Here is a 16483-nt window from a genome sequence, read left to right on the forward strand (position 1 = left end):
AACATCAATTCCCCCCGTTGTGTTCCGTATCCTGTGCCCGCGCATTTCCCGAGAGTTCCTCATGGAGCAGTTCCAGCACGCTCCGTACGCTCTCTCTACGGATTTCCCGACGGTCGCCGTTCAACCTCAACGACACCACTTTCCCGGCCCGCGCGCTCGTCGCGACCGGTCCGGCGACCGCCACGTAGACGGTTCCGACGGGCTGTCCGTCCTGCTCCGTGGGCCCCGCGACCCCGGTCGTCGAGATCCCCCAGTCGGCGCCGAGCCGGTCCCGTACACCGGCCGCCATCTGCAGCGCGACCTCGGGATCGACCGCTCCGCGCTCCGCGAGCAGGGCGGCGTCGACGCCGAGGAGCTGCTCCTTGAGGGCCGTGGCGTACGCCGTGACCGACCCCAGGAAGGCCACCGAGGCTCCGGGTGCGCCGGTGAGCTCGGCGGCCACCAGACCACCCGTGAGGGACTCCGCGGCGGCCAGCGTCTGATCACGCTCCACAAGCAGCGCCAGCACCCGGGCGGCCTCGCTCATCGCGTCGCCGTCTCCGACCGCGCGGCCGCGCGCTCCGCCGCGAGCCCCTTGCGCCGCAGGACGACGGCCTGGCGGACGTAATCCAGACCGGTGACGACCGTCAGCACGACGGCCACCGCCATCACCCAGAAGCGGAGGGTGGCCAGCGCCCCGGTGAGCATGAGGACGTACATGCCCACGGCGGTGCCCTGGGCGAGCGTCTTCATCTTGCCGCCGCGGCTGGCGGGGATGACCCCGTGCCGGATGACCCAGAACCGCATCAGGGTGATGCCCAGCTCACGGGCCAGGATGACCGAGGTCACCCACCAGGGCAGGTCGCCGAGCAGGGACAGCGAGATGAGGCCGGCCGCCATGATCGCCTTGTCGGCGATGGGGTCGGCGATCTTCCCGAAGTCGGTGACCAGGTTGTACGCACGGGCGAGGTGCCCGTCGAAGACGTCCGTGATCATGGCCACCGCGAACGCCGCCCAGGCCCAGGCCCGCCACGCCGGGTCGTGCCCGCCGTCCTGGAACAGCAGGATCACGAAGCCCGGCACCAGCACGAGCCGGATCATGGTGAGGATGTTGGCGATGTTCCACAGGCTGGCCTGGTTGACGGCCGCCGCGCCCAGCTTGCCGCGGGGCGCCGGCCTACCGGTCCCGCCCGTCGCGGATGCCGGGACTCCGGTCATCTGCCTGCCTCCTCGAAAAGACACTCGGCCACCAGGTCGACGCCCTCCGTGCCGACGACCTTCGCCCTGACCATACGGCCCGGGGCGAGCTCGGGGCCCGCGCCGCCGTCCGCGGGGAGCAGCAGCACCTGCCCGTCGGTCTCGGGCGCCTGGTGGGCCGCGCGGCCGATCCAGCCGCCCGCCTCGTCCTCGTCGTCCGACTCGGACTCGACGAGTACTTCCAGGGTCTCTCCGATCCGCTCCTCCGCACGCTGTGCGGTGAGCTCCTCGGCGAGCCGGGAGAGGTGGGCGAGCCGCTCGTCGACGACGTCCTGGTCGAGCTTGTGCTCGTACGTGGCGGCCTCGGTGCCGTCCTCGTCGGAGTAGCCGAAGACGCCGATGGCGTCGAGGCGCGCGTGGGTGATGAAGCGTTCCAGCTCGGCGAAGTCCGCCTCGGTCTCGCCGGGGAAGCCGACGATGAAGTTGGACCGGGCGCCGGCCGTGGGGGCCTTGGACCGGATGGTCTCCAGGAGCTCCAGGAAGCGGTCGGTGTCGCCGAAGCGGCGCATGGCCCGCAGCACGTCGGGGGCGCTGTGCTGGAAGGACAGGTCGAAGTAGGGCACGACCTTCTCGGTCGACGTGAGGACGTCGATCAGGCCCGGGCGCATCTCGGCCGGCTGGAGGTAGCTGACGCGGACGCGCTCGATGCCGTCCACCGAGGCCAGCTCGGGCAGCAGGCTCTCCAGGAGCCGGATGTCGCCGAGGTCCTTGCCGTAGGAGGTGTTGTTCTCGGAGACCAGCATGATCTCCTTCACGCCCTGCTCGGCGAGCCAGCGCGTCTCGTTGAGCACGTCCGAGGGACGGCGCGAGACGAAGGAGCCGCGGAAGGAGGGGATGGCGCAGAAGGAGCAGCGGCGGTCGCAGCCGGAGGCCAGCTTCACGGAGGCGACGGGGCTGGTGTCCAGACGGCGGCGGAGGGGGGCGCGGGGCCCGGAGGCGGGCGCGAGGCCCTCGGGCAGGTCGCTCGGCACGTTCTCGGGGGCGTCCACGGAGCCGTGTCCGGGCAGGGCCACGGCCGCGGCGGCCTCCTGGCGCTCCACGGGCGACAGCGGCAGCAGCTTGCGCCGGTCACGCGGGGTGTGGGCCTCGACGCTGCCACCGCTGAGGATGGTCTGGAGGCGGTTGGAGATGTCGGCGTAGTCGTCGAAGCCGAGGACGCCGTCGGCCTCCGGGAGGGCTTCGGCGAGCTCCTTGCCGTAGCGCTCGGCCATGCAGCCGACGGCGACGACGGCCTGGGTCTTGCCGTGGTCCTTCAGATCATTGGCTTCGAGCAGGGCGTCGACGGAGTCCTTCTTCGCGGCTTCGACGAATCCGCAGGTGTTGACGACGGCGACGTCCGCTTCCTCGGCGTTCTCGACGAGCTCCCAGCCGTCCGCTGCCAAGCGGCCTGCGAGCTCCTCCGAGTCCACCTCGTTACGGGCGCAGCCAAGAGTGACAAGGGCGACGGTACGGCGTTCGGGCATGGACTCAAGACTACTTCGTCCCGGCCGTTCCCCCGTCGCGCAGGGTTCACCTGCGCGACAGAGGTCACATCACGAGCCGGAGCGCGGGGCTCAGCCGGCCTCGGGGTCGCCCTTGGTGTAGCTCAGCCGCTCGACCTGGCCGGATTCGAACTTGTCGTCGAGCTTCTTGCCGTTCACGTAGAGCTCGATCGCGCCGGCGTTGCCGAGGACCAGATCGACGCGCTCGTCGTCCTGGAAGGTCTTGGACTCGCCCTTCAGGAGGAGCCCGTCGAAGAGGAGCTTGCCGTCGTGCGCCTTGGCCGAGATCCAGCTCTTGTCGTCGATCGCGGAGAGCTTGACCGTGACCTTGTCCTGCGGGACCGCGGCGATCGCGCTCTCGGTGGGCTTGGGCGCGGCGGGCTTGACCGGCTTCGGCTTGGCGGCGGAGGTCGCCTTCTCGGGGGCCGGGGCGGGGCCCCCGTCGGCGACGGTGGTGCCCTTCCCGGACTCGTTCCCGTTGAACATCGTGAAGCCGACGAAACCGACGACGGCGACGATGGCCGCGACCATCGCGGCGGTCCAGTTGGGCCGGCGGGGCTCGGGGCGGATACGTTCCGCCTCGAAGAGCGGGGCGGCCGGGGTGGGCGCGGGACGGCCACCGTGCTCGGCGTCGTACTGCTCGATCAGCGGAGCCGGATCGATACCGACGGCGCGCGCGAGGGTACGGATGTGGCCGCGGGCGTAGACGTCGCCGCCACAGCGCGAGAAGTCGTCCTCCTCGATCGCGTGCACGATCGGAATCCGGACACGGGTGGAGGCACTGACCTCTTCGACGGTGAGACCGGCGGCGATACGGGCCTGCTGGAGAGCACGACCGATCGCGTCCCGGTCGTCTGCCGGGAAGGTCCGGTCGTCTTCGGGGGAGTTGCCGATGGACACGAGAGCGCCTTTCGAGCGTGTAGCCACCTGCTGGACGTTCAGTCTATGGGTGGTACGAAAGGGTGGGGCAACCGGGCGGGTGCTGTTTGTACGCCATGAGGCTGGGACATCCTTCTGTCCCTCCCTCCAACTTGACGTACGGCCAGGGGAAACGGTTGCCCACCGTTCCCTTACGAGTGAGTCTCGGCCCGGTCTCGAACCGGGTACCCGATCTCGAACCGGGTACCCGGTCCCGCCGCCGCTACGCTCCCGACTCCCCCCGGATCACGGCGAGGACCCCGTCCAGCTCGTCCGGCTTCACCAGCACGTCCCGCGCCTTCGAACCCTCGCTCGGCCCCACGATGTTCCGCGACTCCATCAGGTCCATCAGCCGGCCGGCCTTCGCGAAGCCGACGCGCAGCTTCCGCTGGAGCATGGACGTGGAGCCGAACTGCGTCGAGACGACGAGCTCGGCGGCCTGGCACAGCAGGTCGAGGTCGTCGCCGATGTCCTCGTCGATCTCCTTCTTCTGCTTGGTGCCGACGGTGACGTCATCCCGGAAGACGGGCGTCATCTGGTCCTTGCAGTGCTGTACGACGTTCGCGACCTCGGCCTCGGTGACGAACGCGCCCTGCATGCGGATGGGCTTGTTGGCCCCCATCGGCAGGAACAGGCCGTCGCCCTTGCCGATCAGCTTCTCGGCGCCGGGCTGGTCCAGGATGACGCGGCTGTCGGCGAGCGAGGAGGTGGCGAAGGCGAGCCGCGAGGGCACGTTCGCCTTGATCAGGCCGGTGACGACGTCCACGGACGGCCGCTGGGTCGCGAGCACGAGGTGGATGCCGGCGGCGCGCGCAAGCTGGGTGATCCGGACGATGGAGTCCTCGACGTCGCGCGGCGCGACCATCATCAGGTCGGCGAGCTCGTCGACGATCACCAGGAGGTACGGGTAGGGGTTGAGCTCGCGCTCGCTGCCCTCGGGCAGCTTGATCTTGCCGTCCCGGATGGCCTGGTTGAAGTCGTCGATGTGCCGGAAGCCGAAGGCGGCCAGGTCGTCGTAGCGCAGGTCCATCTCGCGCACGACCCACTGGAGGGCCTCGGCGGCCTTCTTGGGGTTGGTGATGATCGGGGTGATCAGGTGAGGGATGCCCTCGTAGGCGGTGAGCTCGACCCGCTTGGGGTCGACGAGCACCATCCGGACGTCCTCGGGGGTCGCCCTTATCATCACCGAGGTGATGAGGCAGTTGATGCAGGACGACTTGCCGGATCCGGTGGCACCGGCCACCAGGATGTGCGGCATCTTCGCCAGGTTGGCCATCACGTAGCCGCCCTCGACGTCCTTGCCGAGCGCGACCAGCATCGGATGGTCGTCGTCGCCGTCCGCGAGCCGCAGCACGTCCCCGAGGTTGACCATCTCCCGGTCGCTGTTGGGGATCTCGATGCCGACGGCGGACTTCCCGGGGATCGGCGAGATGATCCGCACGTCGGGCGAGGCCACGGCGTACGCGATGTTCTTGGCCAGCGCCGTGATCTTCTCGACCTTCACGGCGGGGCCGAGCTCGACCTCGTACCGCGTGACCGTCGGACCGCGCGTGAAGCCCGTCACGTCCGCGTCCACCTTGAACTCGGTGAAGACGTTCGTCAGCGCCGCCGCGACGGCGTCGTTGACGGCGCTGCGGGTCTTGCCGGGCCCGCCGCGCTCCAGGAGGTCGAGCGAGGGCAGGGAGTACGTGATGTCGCCCGCGAGCTGGAGCTGCTCGGCCCGGGGCGGCAGGTCGGTCGGCTCGGGCGCCGGCTTCGTCAGGTCGGGCACGGCCCCGGCGGCGCGGCCTGCCCCACGGGCCGGCGGTACGGGCACGGCCGGCGCCGTGTCCGACTCCGCCTCCGCCTCCGAAGCGGCTGCGGCGGCCGAGGCGGCCAGCGCGGCGTTCCGCTCGGCGGTGACGTCCTTGGTCAGGTCGGCGACGATCGGCGAGGGCGGCATGCCGTTCAGCACGGCCCCGTCGAGCGCGGCCGCGGCGGCCGCGGCCACGTCCACCGGGTCCAGACCGGTCGTGAAGTCGTCCCGCCCGGAGCTCCGGCGGGCCGAGCGGGCGCGCCGCTCCAGCACCTCGGCCTCGGCCCGGTCGACGTCGTACGGCTCCGAGGGCCCGGCCGGCCGCCGCCGGACGGGTCGTGCGGGCCGCGGCCCGGCGTCCCGCCACTCCTCGTCGTACCCCTCGCGGCCGGGGTGCTCCTCGGCCTCCTCCGGGTCGTAGGCGGGCTCGACGATGCCCAGCCTGGCGCCGAGCGCGCGCAGCCGCTGCGGGATCGCGTTGACCGGGGTGGCGGTGACGACGAGCAGTCCGAAGACGGTGAGCAGCACCAGCATCGGTACGGCGAGGACCTCGCCCATCATGAAGACGAGGGGCTGGGAGGCGGCCCAGCCGATGAGCCCGCCGGCGTCCTGCATGGCCGCGCTGCCGTCGCCGCGCCCCGGCGAGCCGCAGGCGATGTGCACCTGGCCGAGGACGCCGATGACGAGCGCGGAGAGGCCGATGCTGATCCGGCCGTTGGCCTCGGGCTTCTCCGGGTAGAGGATCAGCCGGATGCCGATCGCGCCGAGGAGCAGCGGTACGAGCAGGTCGAGCCGGCCGAAGGAGCCGGTGACCAGCATCTCGACGAGGTCGCCGACCGGGCCGCGGAGGTTGGACCAGGTGCCGGCCGCGACGATCAGCGCGAGACCGAGCAGGAGCAGCGCGAGCCCGTCCTTGCGGTGGGCGGGGTCCAGCCCCTTGGCGCCGCGCCCTATCCCCCGGAACATCGCCCCGATGGCGTGGGCGAGGCCGAGCCAGGCGCCGCGCGCGAGCCGGTAGACGCCCCCGGTCGGGGACGGCGCAGGCCGGGGCGGGGCCTTCTTCGCGGCGGTCTTGCGCGCGGGCGCGCGCTTGGCGGCCGTGGCCTTCTTGGCGGGCGCCTTCTTCGCGGGCGGCTTGGCGGGGGACTTCGCGGGCGCCGCTTTCTTCGCGGCGCCCGTCGTCCGGCCGGCCCGCGGCTTTGCGGTGTTCGCCGTGCTCTGGGAACCCTTGCCGGACGTACGTGAAGCCATGATGCCGAGGTTACCGGTGTGGGCAGCGGTGTGGGGAGCGCCCGTCCGCCTCACCCGTTCGTGTCGTCCGTGCCGGGGCGCGATGCTGACGCCGCATCACGATGCCGGCCGCCGCACCCGACCGGTGGTGACGGTGCGTCAGCTCTGGGCGGGCAGGGTCGGAGCCGCTCCCGTGCCCGGCTCCAGCGCGTCGAGCGCCCGGCGCAGTCCGGTGAGCTTGCGCTCCAGGTGCGCGGCGGTGGCGACGGCGGCCGCGTCGGCGGAGTCGTCGTCGAGCTGCTTCGACAGGGCCTCGGCCTGCTCCTCGACGGCCGCGAGCCGCGCGGAGAGCTCGGCCAGCAGCCCGGCGGACTCCTTGCCGTGACCGCCCTCGCCGCCGCCCTCCAACTGCAGCCGCAGCAGGGCGGCCTGCTCGCGCAGCTTGCAGTTCTTCATGTAGAGCTCGACGAAGACGGAGACCTTCGCGCGCAGCACCCACGGGTCGAAGGGCTTGGAGATGTAGTCGACCGCCCCGGCCGCGTACCCCCGGAAGGTGTGGTGGGGGCCGTGGTTGATGGCGGTGAGGAAGATGATCGGGATGTCCCGGGTCCGCTCACGCCGCTTGATGTGGGCAGCGGTCTCGAAACCGTCCATACCCGGCATCTGGACGTCGAGCAGGATGACCGCGAAGTCGTCCGTCAACAGCGCCTTGAGCGCTTCCTCCCCGGACGATGCCCGCACCAGCGTCTGATCGAGCGCGGAGAGAATGGCCTCCAGCGCCAGCAGATTCTCCGGCCGGTCATCGACCAGGAGGATCTTGGCCTTCTGCACCATGCCCCGTCCTCCTCGTCCCGGCAACGGCTCTCCCCGGACCCCCGAACCGGGGGAAGCACCGGGCGCCGCCCCAGAAGACGACTCCCTAGCGCCGTCCGTCCTTGTGCCGGTCATCGTAGCCGCACCCCGCCCGTCGCCACACCCTGTCACCGCGATGTCACTGTGCACGTAGCAGAAACGCGGTGGGAGACCAGAAGGTTCCCCGTATCCCGCCCTCTCACACGCCCCTGGCGACAGTCCGTCAACGGGTCCCGGCGGAGCCCGGGAGTCCGTACCGCGCCCGGCACGGACCCCCGGCGCGGAGTCACTGCCCCCGCATCCACTGCTCCATGACCGTCAGCAGATGATCGGGGTCGACCGGCTTCGTCACGTAGTCCGAGGCACCGGACTCGATCGCCTTCTCCCGGTCGCCCTTCATCGCCTTCGCCGTCAGCGCGATGATCGGCAGCCCCGCGAACTGCGGCATGCGCCGGATCGCGGTCGTCGTCGCGTACCCGTCCATCTCCGGCATCATGATGTCCATCAGCACCACCGTCACGTCGTCGTGCTGCTCCAGGACCTCGATGCCCTCCCGCCCGTTCTCGGCGTAGAGCACCGCGAGCCCGTGCTGCTCCAGGACGCTGGTGAGCGCGAAGACGTTGCGGATGTCGTCGTCGACGATGAGCACCTTCTCGCCGGAGAAACCGAAGGTGCGGCGCGGCTCGGGCTCCTGCTCCTCCCGATCCGCCGCGAGCGGCTGCCCGGACTGCCCGGGGACCGCGCCCCGCACCCCGGTCGCCTCCGCCGCGGCCTTCCGCCGGTGCCGGAACAGCGCCCCGGCCCCGGACCGCGCCTCCGTCCGTACGGTCGGCGGCGGGAAGTGCGGGAACGGGTTGACGGCCCCGGCCATGCCCTCCTCGGCCCCCTGCTGCGGGTCGTCCGCGTCCTGCAGGCCCTGCCCGTAACCGGCCGTCGGCTGCTCCGTCGGGCTCAGCGGCAGGTACAGCGTGAACGTCGAACCGCGGCCGGGCTCGCTCGCGGCGAAGATCTCGCCGCCGAGCAGCCGCGCGATCTCCCGGCTGATCGAGAGCCCCAGACCCGTACCGCCGTACTTCCGGCTGGTGGTGCCGTCGGCCTGCTTGAACGCCTCGAAGATGACCCGCATCTTGCTCGCCGCGATCCCGATCCCGGTGTCGGTGACCGAGAACGCGATCAGATCGGCCTCCGGATCGCGCAGCGAGCCGGCCTCAAGGAGCTGCTCGCGGATCGACTGCGGCACGTCCGCGCCGGCGGGCCGGATCACCAGCTCCACCGCGCCCGTGTCGGTGAACTTCACCGCGTTGGACAGCAGGTTGCGCAGGACCTGGAGCAGCCGCTGCTCGTCGGTGTGGAGCGTGGCCGGCAGCTCGGGCGAGACCCGCACCGAGAAGTCGAGCCCCTTCTCCGCCGTCAGCGGCCGGAACGTCGCCTCCACGTAGTCGACGAGCTGGACGAGCGCGATACGGGTCGGCGAGACGTCCATCTTGCCCGCCTCGACCTTCGACAGGTCGAGGATGTCGTTGATCAGCTGGAGCAGGTCCGAGCCCGCGCCGTGGATGGTCTCCGCGAACTCGACCTGCTTCGGCGTCAGATTGGTCTCGGCGTTGTCCGCGAGCAACTTGGCCAGGATCAGCAGCGAGTTGAGCGGCGTGCGCAGCTCGTGCGACATGTTGGCGAGGAACTCCGACTTGTACCGCATGGAGACGGCGAGCTGCTCCGCGCGCTCCTCCAGGACCTGCCGGGCCTCCTCGATCTCGGTGTTCTTCACCTCGATGTCCCGGTTCTGGCGGGCGAGGAGTTCGGCCTTCTCCTCCAGCTCCAGGTTGGAGCCCTGGAGTTCCTTCTGCCGGTGCTCCAGCTCGGCCGACCGCTCCTTGAGCTGCTCGGTGAGCTTCTGCGACTGCCGGAGCAGCACCTCGGTCCTGGTGTTGACGCTGATGGTGTTGACCGTGGTGGCGATCAGCTCGGCGATCTGGTTGAGGAAGTCCCGCTGGATCTGCGTGAACGGCTGGAACGAGGCCAGCTCGATCACCCCGAGGACCTTGCCCTCGAAGAGCACCGGCAGCACGATCACATGCGCCGGCGAGGCCTCCCCGAGCCCCGAGGAGATCTTCAGATAACCCGGCGGCACATTGACCTGGATGGTCCGCTTCTCCTCGGCGGCCGTCCCGATGAGGGTCTCGCCGGGGCGGAACGAGGTCGGCATGGACCCGGTGGAGTATCCGTAACTCCCGCGCATCCGCAGCTCGTACGAGCCGTCGCCCTCGCCCACGAGTTCGGCGTCGCCCGTCGCGGACCCCGACGGCATGGCGATGAAGAACGCACCGTGCTGGGCCGAGACCACCGGCGTCAACTCGCTCATGATGAGCGAGGCCACGTCGTCGAGGTCCCGGCGGCCCTGCATGAGACCGGAGATGCGGGCCAGGTTGCTCTTGAGCCAGTCCTGCTCGTCGTTGGCGAGGGTGGTGTCGCGCAGGTTGGCGATCATCGTGTTGATGTTGTCCTGGAGCGCCTGGATCTCGCCGGCCGCGTCCACACCGTCGATCTTCACGTTGAGGTCGCCGCGGGTCACCGCGGTGGCGACGGCCGCGATGGCCCGCACCTGCCGGGTGAGGTTCCCGCCCATCTCGTTCACGGACTCGGTGAGGTCGCTCCAGGTGCCCTCCACGTCCCGGACCCGTGCCTGGCCGCCCAGCTGCCCGTCGGTGCCCACCTCGCGGGCCACGCGGGTGACCTCCTCGGCGAAGTTCGACAGCTGGTCGACCATCGTGTTGATGGTGTTCTTCAGCTCCTGGATCTCACCGCGCGCGTCGATGTCGATCTTCTTGGTGAGGTCGCCCTTGGCGATGGCGGTGGTGACGGCGGCGATCTGCCGCACCTGGCCGGTGAGGTTGTCGGCCATCGAGTTCACCGACTCGGTCAGGTCCTTCCAGGTGCCGGAGACCCCCGGCACCCGGGCCTGGCCGCCCAGGATGCCCTCCGTGCCCACCTCACGGGCCACGCGCGTGACCTCGTCCGCGAAGGACGACAGGGTCGTCACCATCGTGTTGACGGTCTCGGCGAGCTCGGCGACCTCGCCGCGCGCCTCGACCGTCACCTTCTTCGTCAGGTCGCCGTTGGCGACGGCCGCCGAGACCCGGGAGATGTTCCGCACCTGACTGGTCAGGTTGTTGGCCATCAGGTTGACGTTGTCGCTGAGGTCCTTCCACGTGCCGGTGACCCCGCGCACGCGTGCCTGGCCGCCGAGGATGCCCTCCGTACCCACCTCACGGGCCACGCGCGTGACCTCGTCGGCGAAGTTCGACAGCTGGTCGACCATGGTGTTGACGGTCGTCACCAGCTCCAGGATCTCGCCCCGGGCGTCGACCGTGATCTTCTTCGACAGATCGCCCATGGCGACCGCCGTCGTGACCTCGGCGATGTTCCGCACCTGGATGGTGAGGTTGTTCGCCATGAAGTTCACCGACTGGGTGAGGTCCTTCCAGGTGCCGGAGACCCCCTGCACCTCGGCCTGACCGCCCAGGATGCCCTCGGTGCCCACCTCGCGGGCCACCCGGGTCACCTGCTCCGCGAAGTTCGAGAGCTGGTCCACCATCGTGTTGAGGGTGTTCTTCAGCTCCAGGATCTCGCCGCGCGCGTCCACGTCGATCTTCTGCGACAGGTCACCGCGCGCGACCGCGGTGGCGACCTGCGCGATGTTGCGCACCTGGGTCGTCAGGTTCCCGGCCATGCCGTTCACCGAGTCCGTCAGATCACGCCACACACCGGCCACGCCCGGCACCTGCGCCTGACCGCCGAGCCGCCCGTCCGTGCCCACCTCGCGGGCCACCCGGGTCACCTGGTCGGCGAACGCCGACAGCTGGTCCACCATCGTGTTGATGGTGTTCTTCAGCTCCAGGATCTCGCCGCGCGCGTCCACGTCGATCTTCTGCGACAGGTCACCGCGCGCCACGGCCGTCGTCACCTGCGCGATCTGGCGCACCTGCGACGTCAGGTTGCCGGCCATGAAGTTCACGGAGTCCGTGAGCTCCGCCCAGCGCCCGGACACCCCGTCGACCCGGGCCTGACCGCCGAGCCGGCCCTCGGTGCCCACGTCCCGCGCCATCCGCGTCACCTGGTCCGCGAAGGACGACAGCTGCGACACCATCGTGTTGACGGTGTTCTTCAGCTCCAGCATCTCGCCGGCCACGTCCACCGTGACCTTCTGCGACAGATCACCGTTGGCGACCGCCGTCGTCACCTGCGCGATGTCCCGCACCTGGCCGGTCAGGTTGCGGAAGGCCGTGTTCACCGAGTCGGTGAGGTCCTTCCACGTCCCCGCCGCGCCCGGCACCTCGGCCTGACCGCCGAGCAGACCCTCGACGCCGACCTCCCGCGCCACGCGGGTCACCTCGGAACCGAAGGCCGACAGCTGGTCCACCATCGTGTTGACGGTGTTCTTCAGCTCCAGCATCTCGCCGGCCACGTCGACCGTGACCTTCTGCGACAGATCACCGTTGGCGACGGCCGTCGTCACCTGCGCGATGTCCCGCACCTGCGTGGTGATGTTCCGGAAGACCGTGTTGACGGAGTCCGTCAGGTCCTTCCACGTCCCCGCCGCACCCGGCACCTGCGCCTGACCGCCGAGCAGACCCTGCGCGCCGACCTCGCCCGACACCCGGGTCACCTCGTCGGCGAACGTCCGCAGCGTCTCGGTCATCTGGTTGATGGTGTCGGCGAGTTGAGCGATCTCACCGCGCGCGGAGACCCGCACCTTCTGCGACAGGTCACCGTTCGCGACCGCCGTCGTCACCTCGGCGATACCTCTCACCTGATTGGTGAGGTTTCCCGCCATCGTGTTGACGGAATCGGTGAGGTCCTTCCACACACCGGCGACCCCGGCCACCTCGGCCTGACCACCGAGCTCGCCCTCCGTGCCCACCTCGCGCGCGACACGGGTCACCTCGGACGAGAACGACGACAGCTGGTCCACCATCCGGTTGACGGTGTTCTTCAGCTCCAGCATCTCGCCGGCCACGTTCGCCGTGACCTTCTGCGACAGATCGCCGTTGGCGACCGCCGTCGTCACGAGCGCGATGTCCCGCACCTGGGCCGTCAGCCGGTTCGCCATGGTGTTGACGGAGTCCGTGAGGTCCTTCCACGAACCGGACACCCCGCGCACCTGCGCCTGCCCGCCCAGCTTGCCGTCCGTACCCACCTCGACGGCGACCCGCGTCACCTCGGAGGCGAACACCGACAGCTGGTCGACCAGGTTGTTGGCGGTACGGGCGACCTTCAGGAACTCCCCTCGCAGCGGCCGCACGGTCCCGTCCGCACCCTCCGAACGCAGGTCCATCCGCTGGTCCAGATCACCCTCGGCCACCGCCGAAAGGACCCGGCCCACCTCGGACACCGGCCGCGCCAGATCGTCGACGAGCGCGTTCGCGGCCTCGATCGCCGCCGCCCACGCACCCTCACTGGCTCCCGCCTCCAGACGCTCGGACAGCTTGCCCTCGCGCCCGACCACCCGCCGGACCCGGGACAGCTCCCCCGTCACATGCATCTGCCGGTCGGCGACCTCGTTGAACACGGCGCAGATCTCCGCCATGACCCCGTCGCCGGACACCGTCAGACGCCTGCGGAAGTTCCCGTCCCGCATCGACACCAGCGCGGCCAGCAACCGCTCCAGCGCCGCCGCGTCCACCTGGACCGTCCCCCCACGGGAACGCCCGCCCCTCGCGCGCGTGCCACTGCCTCCGCCGCGCCGCGCCGCCGTGCCAGACTCCACCGTGTCCCTCCCGAAAGGGGTCGACCGTACCGCTCCGGCTCTCGCCGTCAGCCTGCCCAGTGTTTCACCGTGCCCGAACCTGGCGATAACAGTTCGGCAGCTTCGCACAGCGTCCCTACCCCGAGGGACGGAATCAGCGGTGACCGGCATCCGCTCGGACAGCGAAGGTAAGTAACCTGGCATCCGGCTGTCCAACCGCCCCGGTCCGCCCGGCGGGGGCGGTGTGGTGCGCGCACGACCACCGGGCAGTGGGAGGGACAGACCGAGCATGGCAGAGCCGGGCGTCGAGACGCGTACGAGGAGTGCTGTGATCACCGCGCGGGCGACTGCCAGCTTCGAGCCCGTCGGGCGGTCCGTCGCGGCCGCCCGCGCCTTCGTCAGGGACACCCTCCAGGGCTGGGGACACCCCGAACTCGTCGACGACGCCGTCGTCCTCACCAGCGAGCTCGTCACCAACGCCGTCATCCACGCCGGCACCTCCGCCGACGTCCTCTGCCTCCGCTCCGACGACAGCGTCCGCGTCGAGGTCTCCGACCGCTACCCCGAGCGCGAGATCCCCGTCCAGAGCGGCCGCACCCTCGGCAGCCCGGATCGCGAGAACGGCCGCGGCCTGCTCCTCTGCGCCGCCCTCGCCCACCGCTGGGGCGTCGACTACTCCCCCACCCGCAAGCACGTCTGGTTCCACCTCGACCTCCCCCAGCGCCCGGTCGGCACCCGCTCCGCGGGCCCCGTCCTGCCCGACGCCCTCCTCCCGGTCGCCGAGAGCCGCGTCCGCGTCGCCGTCGTCCAGATCGACCGCGGCGGCACCATCACCGCATGGAACGAGGACGCCGAGGAACTCTTCGGATACGGCTCCGAGCTGGTCATCGGCAAACCCCTCGGCGACCTCGCCGCCTGGCCCCACACCCCCGGCATCGGCACCGGCCTCGCCGAGGCACTCCGCCTCTCCCGCTGGGAGGGCAGCTACGGCATCCGCTGCGCCGACGGCCGCGTGATCCCCGTCTACGCCTCGCACCTCCGGGTCCGCGACACCCAGGGCGAACCCTCCACCGTCTGCCTCCTCGTACGAGAGCACGAGCGCGCGGTCCTCCAGACCCCCCAGCGCCCCGTCGCCGAGCCGGGCACCGAGAGCCGCGCCGCCGACCCCTTCGAGGTCTTCATCGGCACGCCCGCCCCCGACGACCTCGACGGCCTCCTCCAGCGCACGGTCGAGCGCGCCCGCGACATGCTCGACGGCGACGCCGCCTTCCTCCTCCTCGCCACCGACGACGAGACGGAACTGGAGGTGCGGGCCACCACCGGACTCCCGGCCGCCCGCCAGCGCTTCGCCCGCGTCCCCGTGGAGACCGGCGCCAGCCGTTACGGCTCCGCCCGCATGCCCGCCGTCCACGAGGACCTGGCCGCCGTCCCCGGCGCCGTCCCCCTCCTCGAAGGCACCGGCATGCGCTCGGTGGTGACGGTCCCTCTGAAGGTCGAGGGCCGCCTCACCGGCTCCCTCGGCGTGGCCGCCGAGTCCGCGAACCGCTACTCCAACGAGGAGGCCCTGCGCCTCCAGTTCGCCGCCGACCGCATCGCCCTGGCCGTCGAATCCGCCCGCCTCGGCGAACTGGAACGGCTTCGCCGCGGCTCCCTCAGCTTCCTCGTCGAGGCCTCCGACCTCCTGGCCGGCACCCTCGACCGCGACCAGACCCTGGCCCTCATGGCCCAGATGACGGTCCCCACCCTGGCCACCTGGTGCGCGGTCTACACGATCGCCGACCAGGCCTCCGACCCGTACCTCTCGTACGTGCTCCACGAGGACGAGGACCGCATCGACGGCCTCAAGGACCTGCTCTCCTCCATCGCCCCGCCCGACCCGGTGCCGACCCCCGGCGCCCGCGTGTGGTCCGCGCCGGGCGACGCCGCCCACCGGGCCGCGCTCACCGCCTCGGTCCACGCCCTCGACCACCCCACGAGCCCGCTCTCCTCCGGCATCGACACCACCCTGGCCACCGCGAGCGCGGTCGCCGGCGAGACGGTCGTCCTGCCGCTGGTGGCCCGCAACCGGGTCATCGGCATGCTGACCCTCGGCAGGCCCTCCGAGGACCACTTCCGCCAGGAGATCCTGGAGCTCGCCGAGGACCTCTCGCGCCGAGCCGCCCTGGCCCTGGACAACGCCCGCCTGTACTCGGAGCGCGTGGCGATCAGCCAGTCCCTCCAGCGCAGCCTCCTCCCGCCCGGCCTGCCCACCATCCCCGGCGTCGAGGTCGACGTCATCTACCGCGCGGCCGGCGAGGGCAACGAGGTCGGAGGCGACTTCTACGACGTCTTCCCCATCAGGGACGACGTCTACGGCTTCGCCATCGGCGACGTCTGCGGTACGGGACCGGAGGCGGCCGCCGTCACGGGCCTGGCCCGCCACGCCCTGCGCCTGCTGGCCCGCGAGGGCTTCGGCGGCCCGGCCGTCCTGGAGCGGCTGAACGCGGCGATCCTCGACGAAGGCTCCCGCAGCCGCTTCCTGACGCTGCTGTACGGCGAGATGCGCCCGCAGCCGGACGGCTCCGCGATCCTCAAGGTCGTCTGCGCCGGCCACCCCCTCCCGCTGCGCCTCCGCCCGGACGGCACGGTCGAGCCCGCTGCCGAACCGCAGCCGCTCCTGGGCGTCATGGAGGACCTGGAACTGTACGAGCAGACCGTCACGCTCGACCCGGGCGATGTCCTCCTCTGTGTCACGGACGGCGTGACGGAACGCCGCGAGGGCACCCGCATGCTGGGCGACGACGGGCTCGCCGAGGTCCTCAAGAGCTGTACGGGCCTGACGGCCGGCGCGGTCGCCTCCCGTGTCCTCCGCGCGGTCGAGCGCTTCGCCCAGGCCCCCGCCTCGGACGACATGGCCATCCTGGCGATGCGCCTCCGCGAGCCGGACCACCGCTGACAGAAAAGGCGCCCTCCCGCAGGGGAGGGCGCCGGCCCGCATCGTCGGACTCCCCCTCCAGGAAACACAAAAAGGCCCCCGCCAAGAGGCGGGGGCCTTTTCATTCGGAGCCCTTTAACGGAATCGAACCGTTGACCTTCTCCTTACCATGGAGACGCTCTACCGACTGAGCTAAAAGGGCAGGTGTTCGGCGGTGTCCTACTCTCCCACAGGGTCCCCCCTGCAGTACCATCGGCGCTGAAAGGCTTAGCTTCCGGGTTCGGAATGTAACCGGGCGTTTCCCTAACGCT

General features: G+C 70.8%; 8 protein-coding genes, 1 tRNA gene and 1 rRNA gene. 1 reads left to right on the forward strand and 9 read right to left on the reverse strand.

Going from position 1 to position 16483, the window contains the following annotated elements; all coding sequences use genetic code 11:
• Window positions 1–4 precede the first annotated feature (4 nt).
• The 7 genes from ABT041_RS22505 to ABT041_RS22535 form a co-directional block, all read right to left on the reverse strand.
• Complete coding sequence (locus ABT041_RS22505; protein ID WP_351187080.1) at window positions 5–526, reverse strand: CinA family protein; 522 nt, start codon at window positions 524–526, stop codon at window positions 5–7.
• Entirely contained in the window at window positions 523–1197 is a 675-nt protein-coding gene (gene pgsA, locus ABT041_RS22510; protein WP_351187082.1) for a CDP-diacylglycerol--glycerol-3-phosphate 3-phosphatidyltransferase, read from the reverse strand. The genes ABT041_RS22505 and pgsA overlap by 4 nt, the downstream gene beginning before the upstream one ends.
• Entirely contained in the window at window positions 1194–2699 is a 1506-nt protein-coding gene (gene rimO / locus ABT041_RS22515) for a 30S ribosomal protein S12 methylthiotransferase RimO (RefSeq protein WP_351187084.1), read from the reverse strand. The genes pgsA and rimO overlap by 4 nt, the downstream gene beginning before the upstream one ends.
• Window positions 2700–2789: 90 nt before the next feature.
• A complete protein-coding gene (locus tag ABT041_RS22520; protein ID WP_351187086.1) occupies window positions 2790–3617 on the reverse strand; it encodes a helix-turn-helix domain-containing protein in 828 nt (275 codons plus the stop codon).
• Window positions 3618–3858: 241 nt separating this feature from the next.
• Entirely contained in the window at window positions 3859–6681 is a 2823-nt protein-coding gene (locus ABT041_RS22525; protein WP_351187088.1) for a DNA translocase FtsK, read from the reverse strand.
• 138 nt (window positions 6682–6819) lie between these two features.
• Complete coding sequence (locus ABT041_RS22530) at window positions 6820–7494, reverse strand: response regulator (RefSeq protein WP_093873786.1); 675 nt, start codon at window positions 7492–7494, stop codon at window positions 6820–6822.
• Between the two features lie 304 nt (window positions 7495–7798).
• Entirely contained in the window at window positions 7799–13279 is a 5481-nt protein-coding gene (locus ABT041_RS22535; protein WP_351187090.1) for a HAMP domain-containing protein, read from the reverse strand.
• Between the two features lie 268 nt (window positions 13280–13547).
• Here ABT041_RS22535 and ABT041_RS22540 point away from each other — a divergent pair, with 268 nt between their 5' ends.
• Window positions 13548–16193: a SpoIIE family protein phosphatase gene (locus ABT041_RS22540; protein ID WP_351187092.1), complete on the forward strand. Its 2646-nt coding sequence runs from the start codon at window positions 13548–13550 to the stop codon at window positions 16191–16193.
• Window positions 16194–16301: 108 nt separating this feature from the next.
• Here the strand turns inward: ABT041_RS22540 and ABT041_RS22545 are convergent.
• Window positions 16302–16374, reverse strand: a tRNA-Thr gene (locus ABT041_RS22545).
• 4 nt (window positions 16375–16378) lie between these two features.
• Window positions 16379–16483: ribosomal RNA gene (gene rrf / locus ABT041_RS22550) — 5S ribosomal RNA — on the reverse strand; the annotation flags it as partial.

This window comes from Streptomyces sp. NPDC002825 (assembly GCF_040295385.1).
In the GTDB taxonomy this organism is placed as follows: Bacteria; Actinomycetota; Actinomycetes; order Streptomycetales; family Streptomycetaceae; genus Streptomyces.

What these genes read in the sequence shown, in the direction of transcription:
- ABT041_RS22540 (WP_351187092.1), top strand. Translation starts at nt 13,548, where the DNA reads ATGGCAGAGCCGGGCGTCGAGACGCGTACGAGGAGTGCTGTGATCACC.
- ABT041_RS22505 (WP_351187080.1), bottom strand. Translation starts at nt 526, where the DNA reads ATGAGCGAGGCCGCCCGGGTGCTGGCGCTGCTTGTGGAGCGTGATCAG.
- pgsA (WP_351187082.1), bottom strand. Translation starts at nt 1,197, where the DNA reads ATGACCGGAGTCCCGGCATCCGCGACGGGCGGGACCGGTAGGCCGGCG.
- ABT041_RS22530 (WP_093873786.1), bottom strand. Translation starts at nt 7,494, where the DNA reads ATGGTGCAGAAGGCCAAGATCCTCCTGGTCGATGACCGGCCGGAGAAT.
- ABT041_RS22525 (WP_351187088.1), bottom strand. Translation starts at nt 6,681, where the DNA reads ATGGCTTCACGTACGTCCGGCAAGGGTTCCCAGAGCACGGCGAACACC.
- rimO (WP_351187084.1), bottom strand. Translation starts at nt 2,699, where the DNA reads ATGCCCGAACGCCGTACCGTCGCCCTTGTCACTCTTGGCTGCGCCCGT.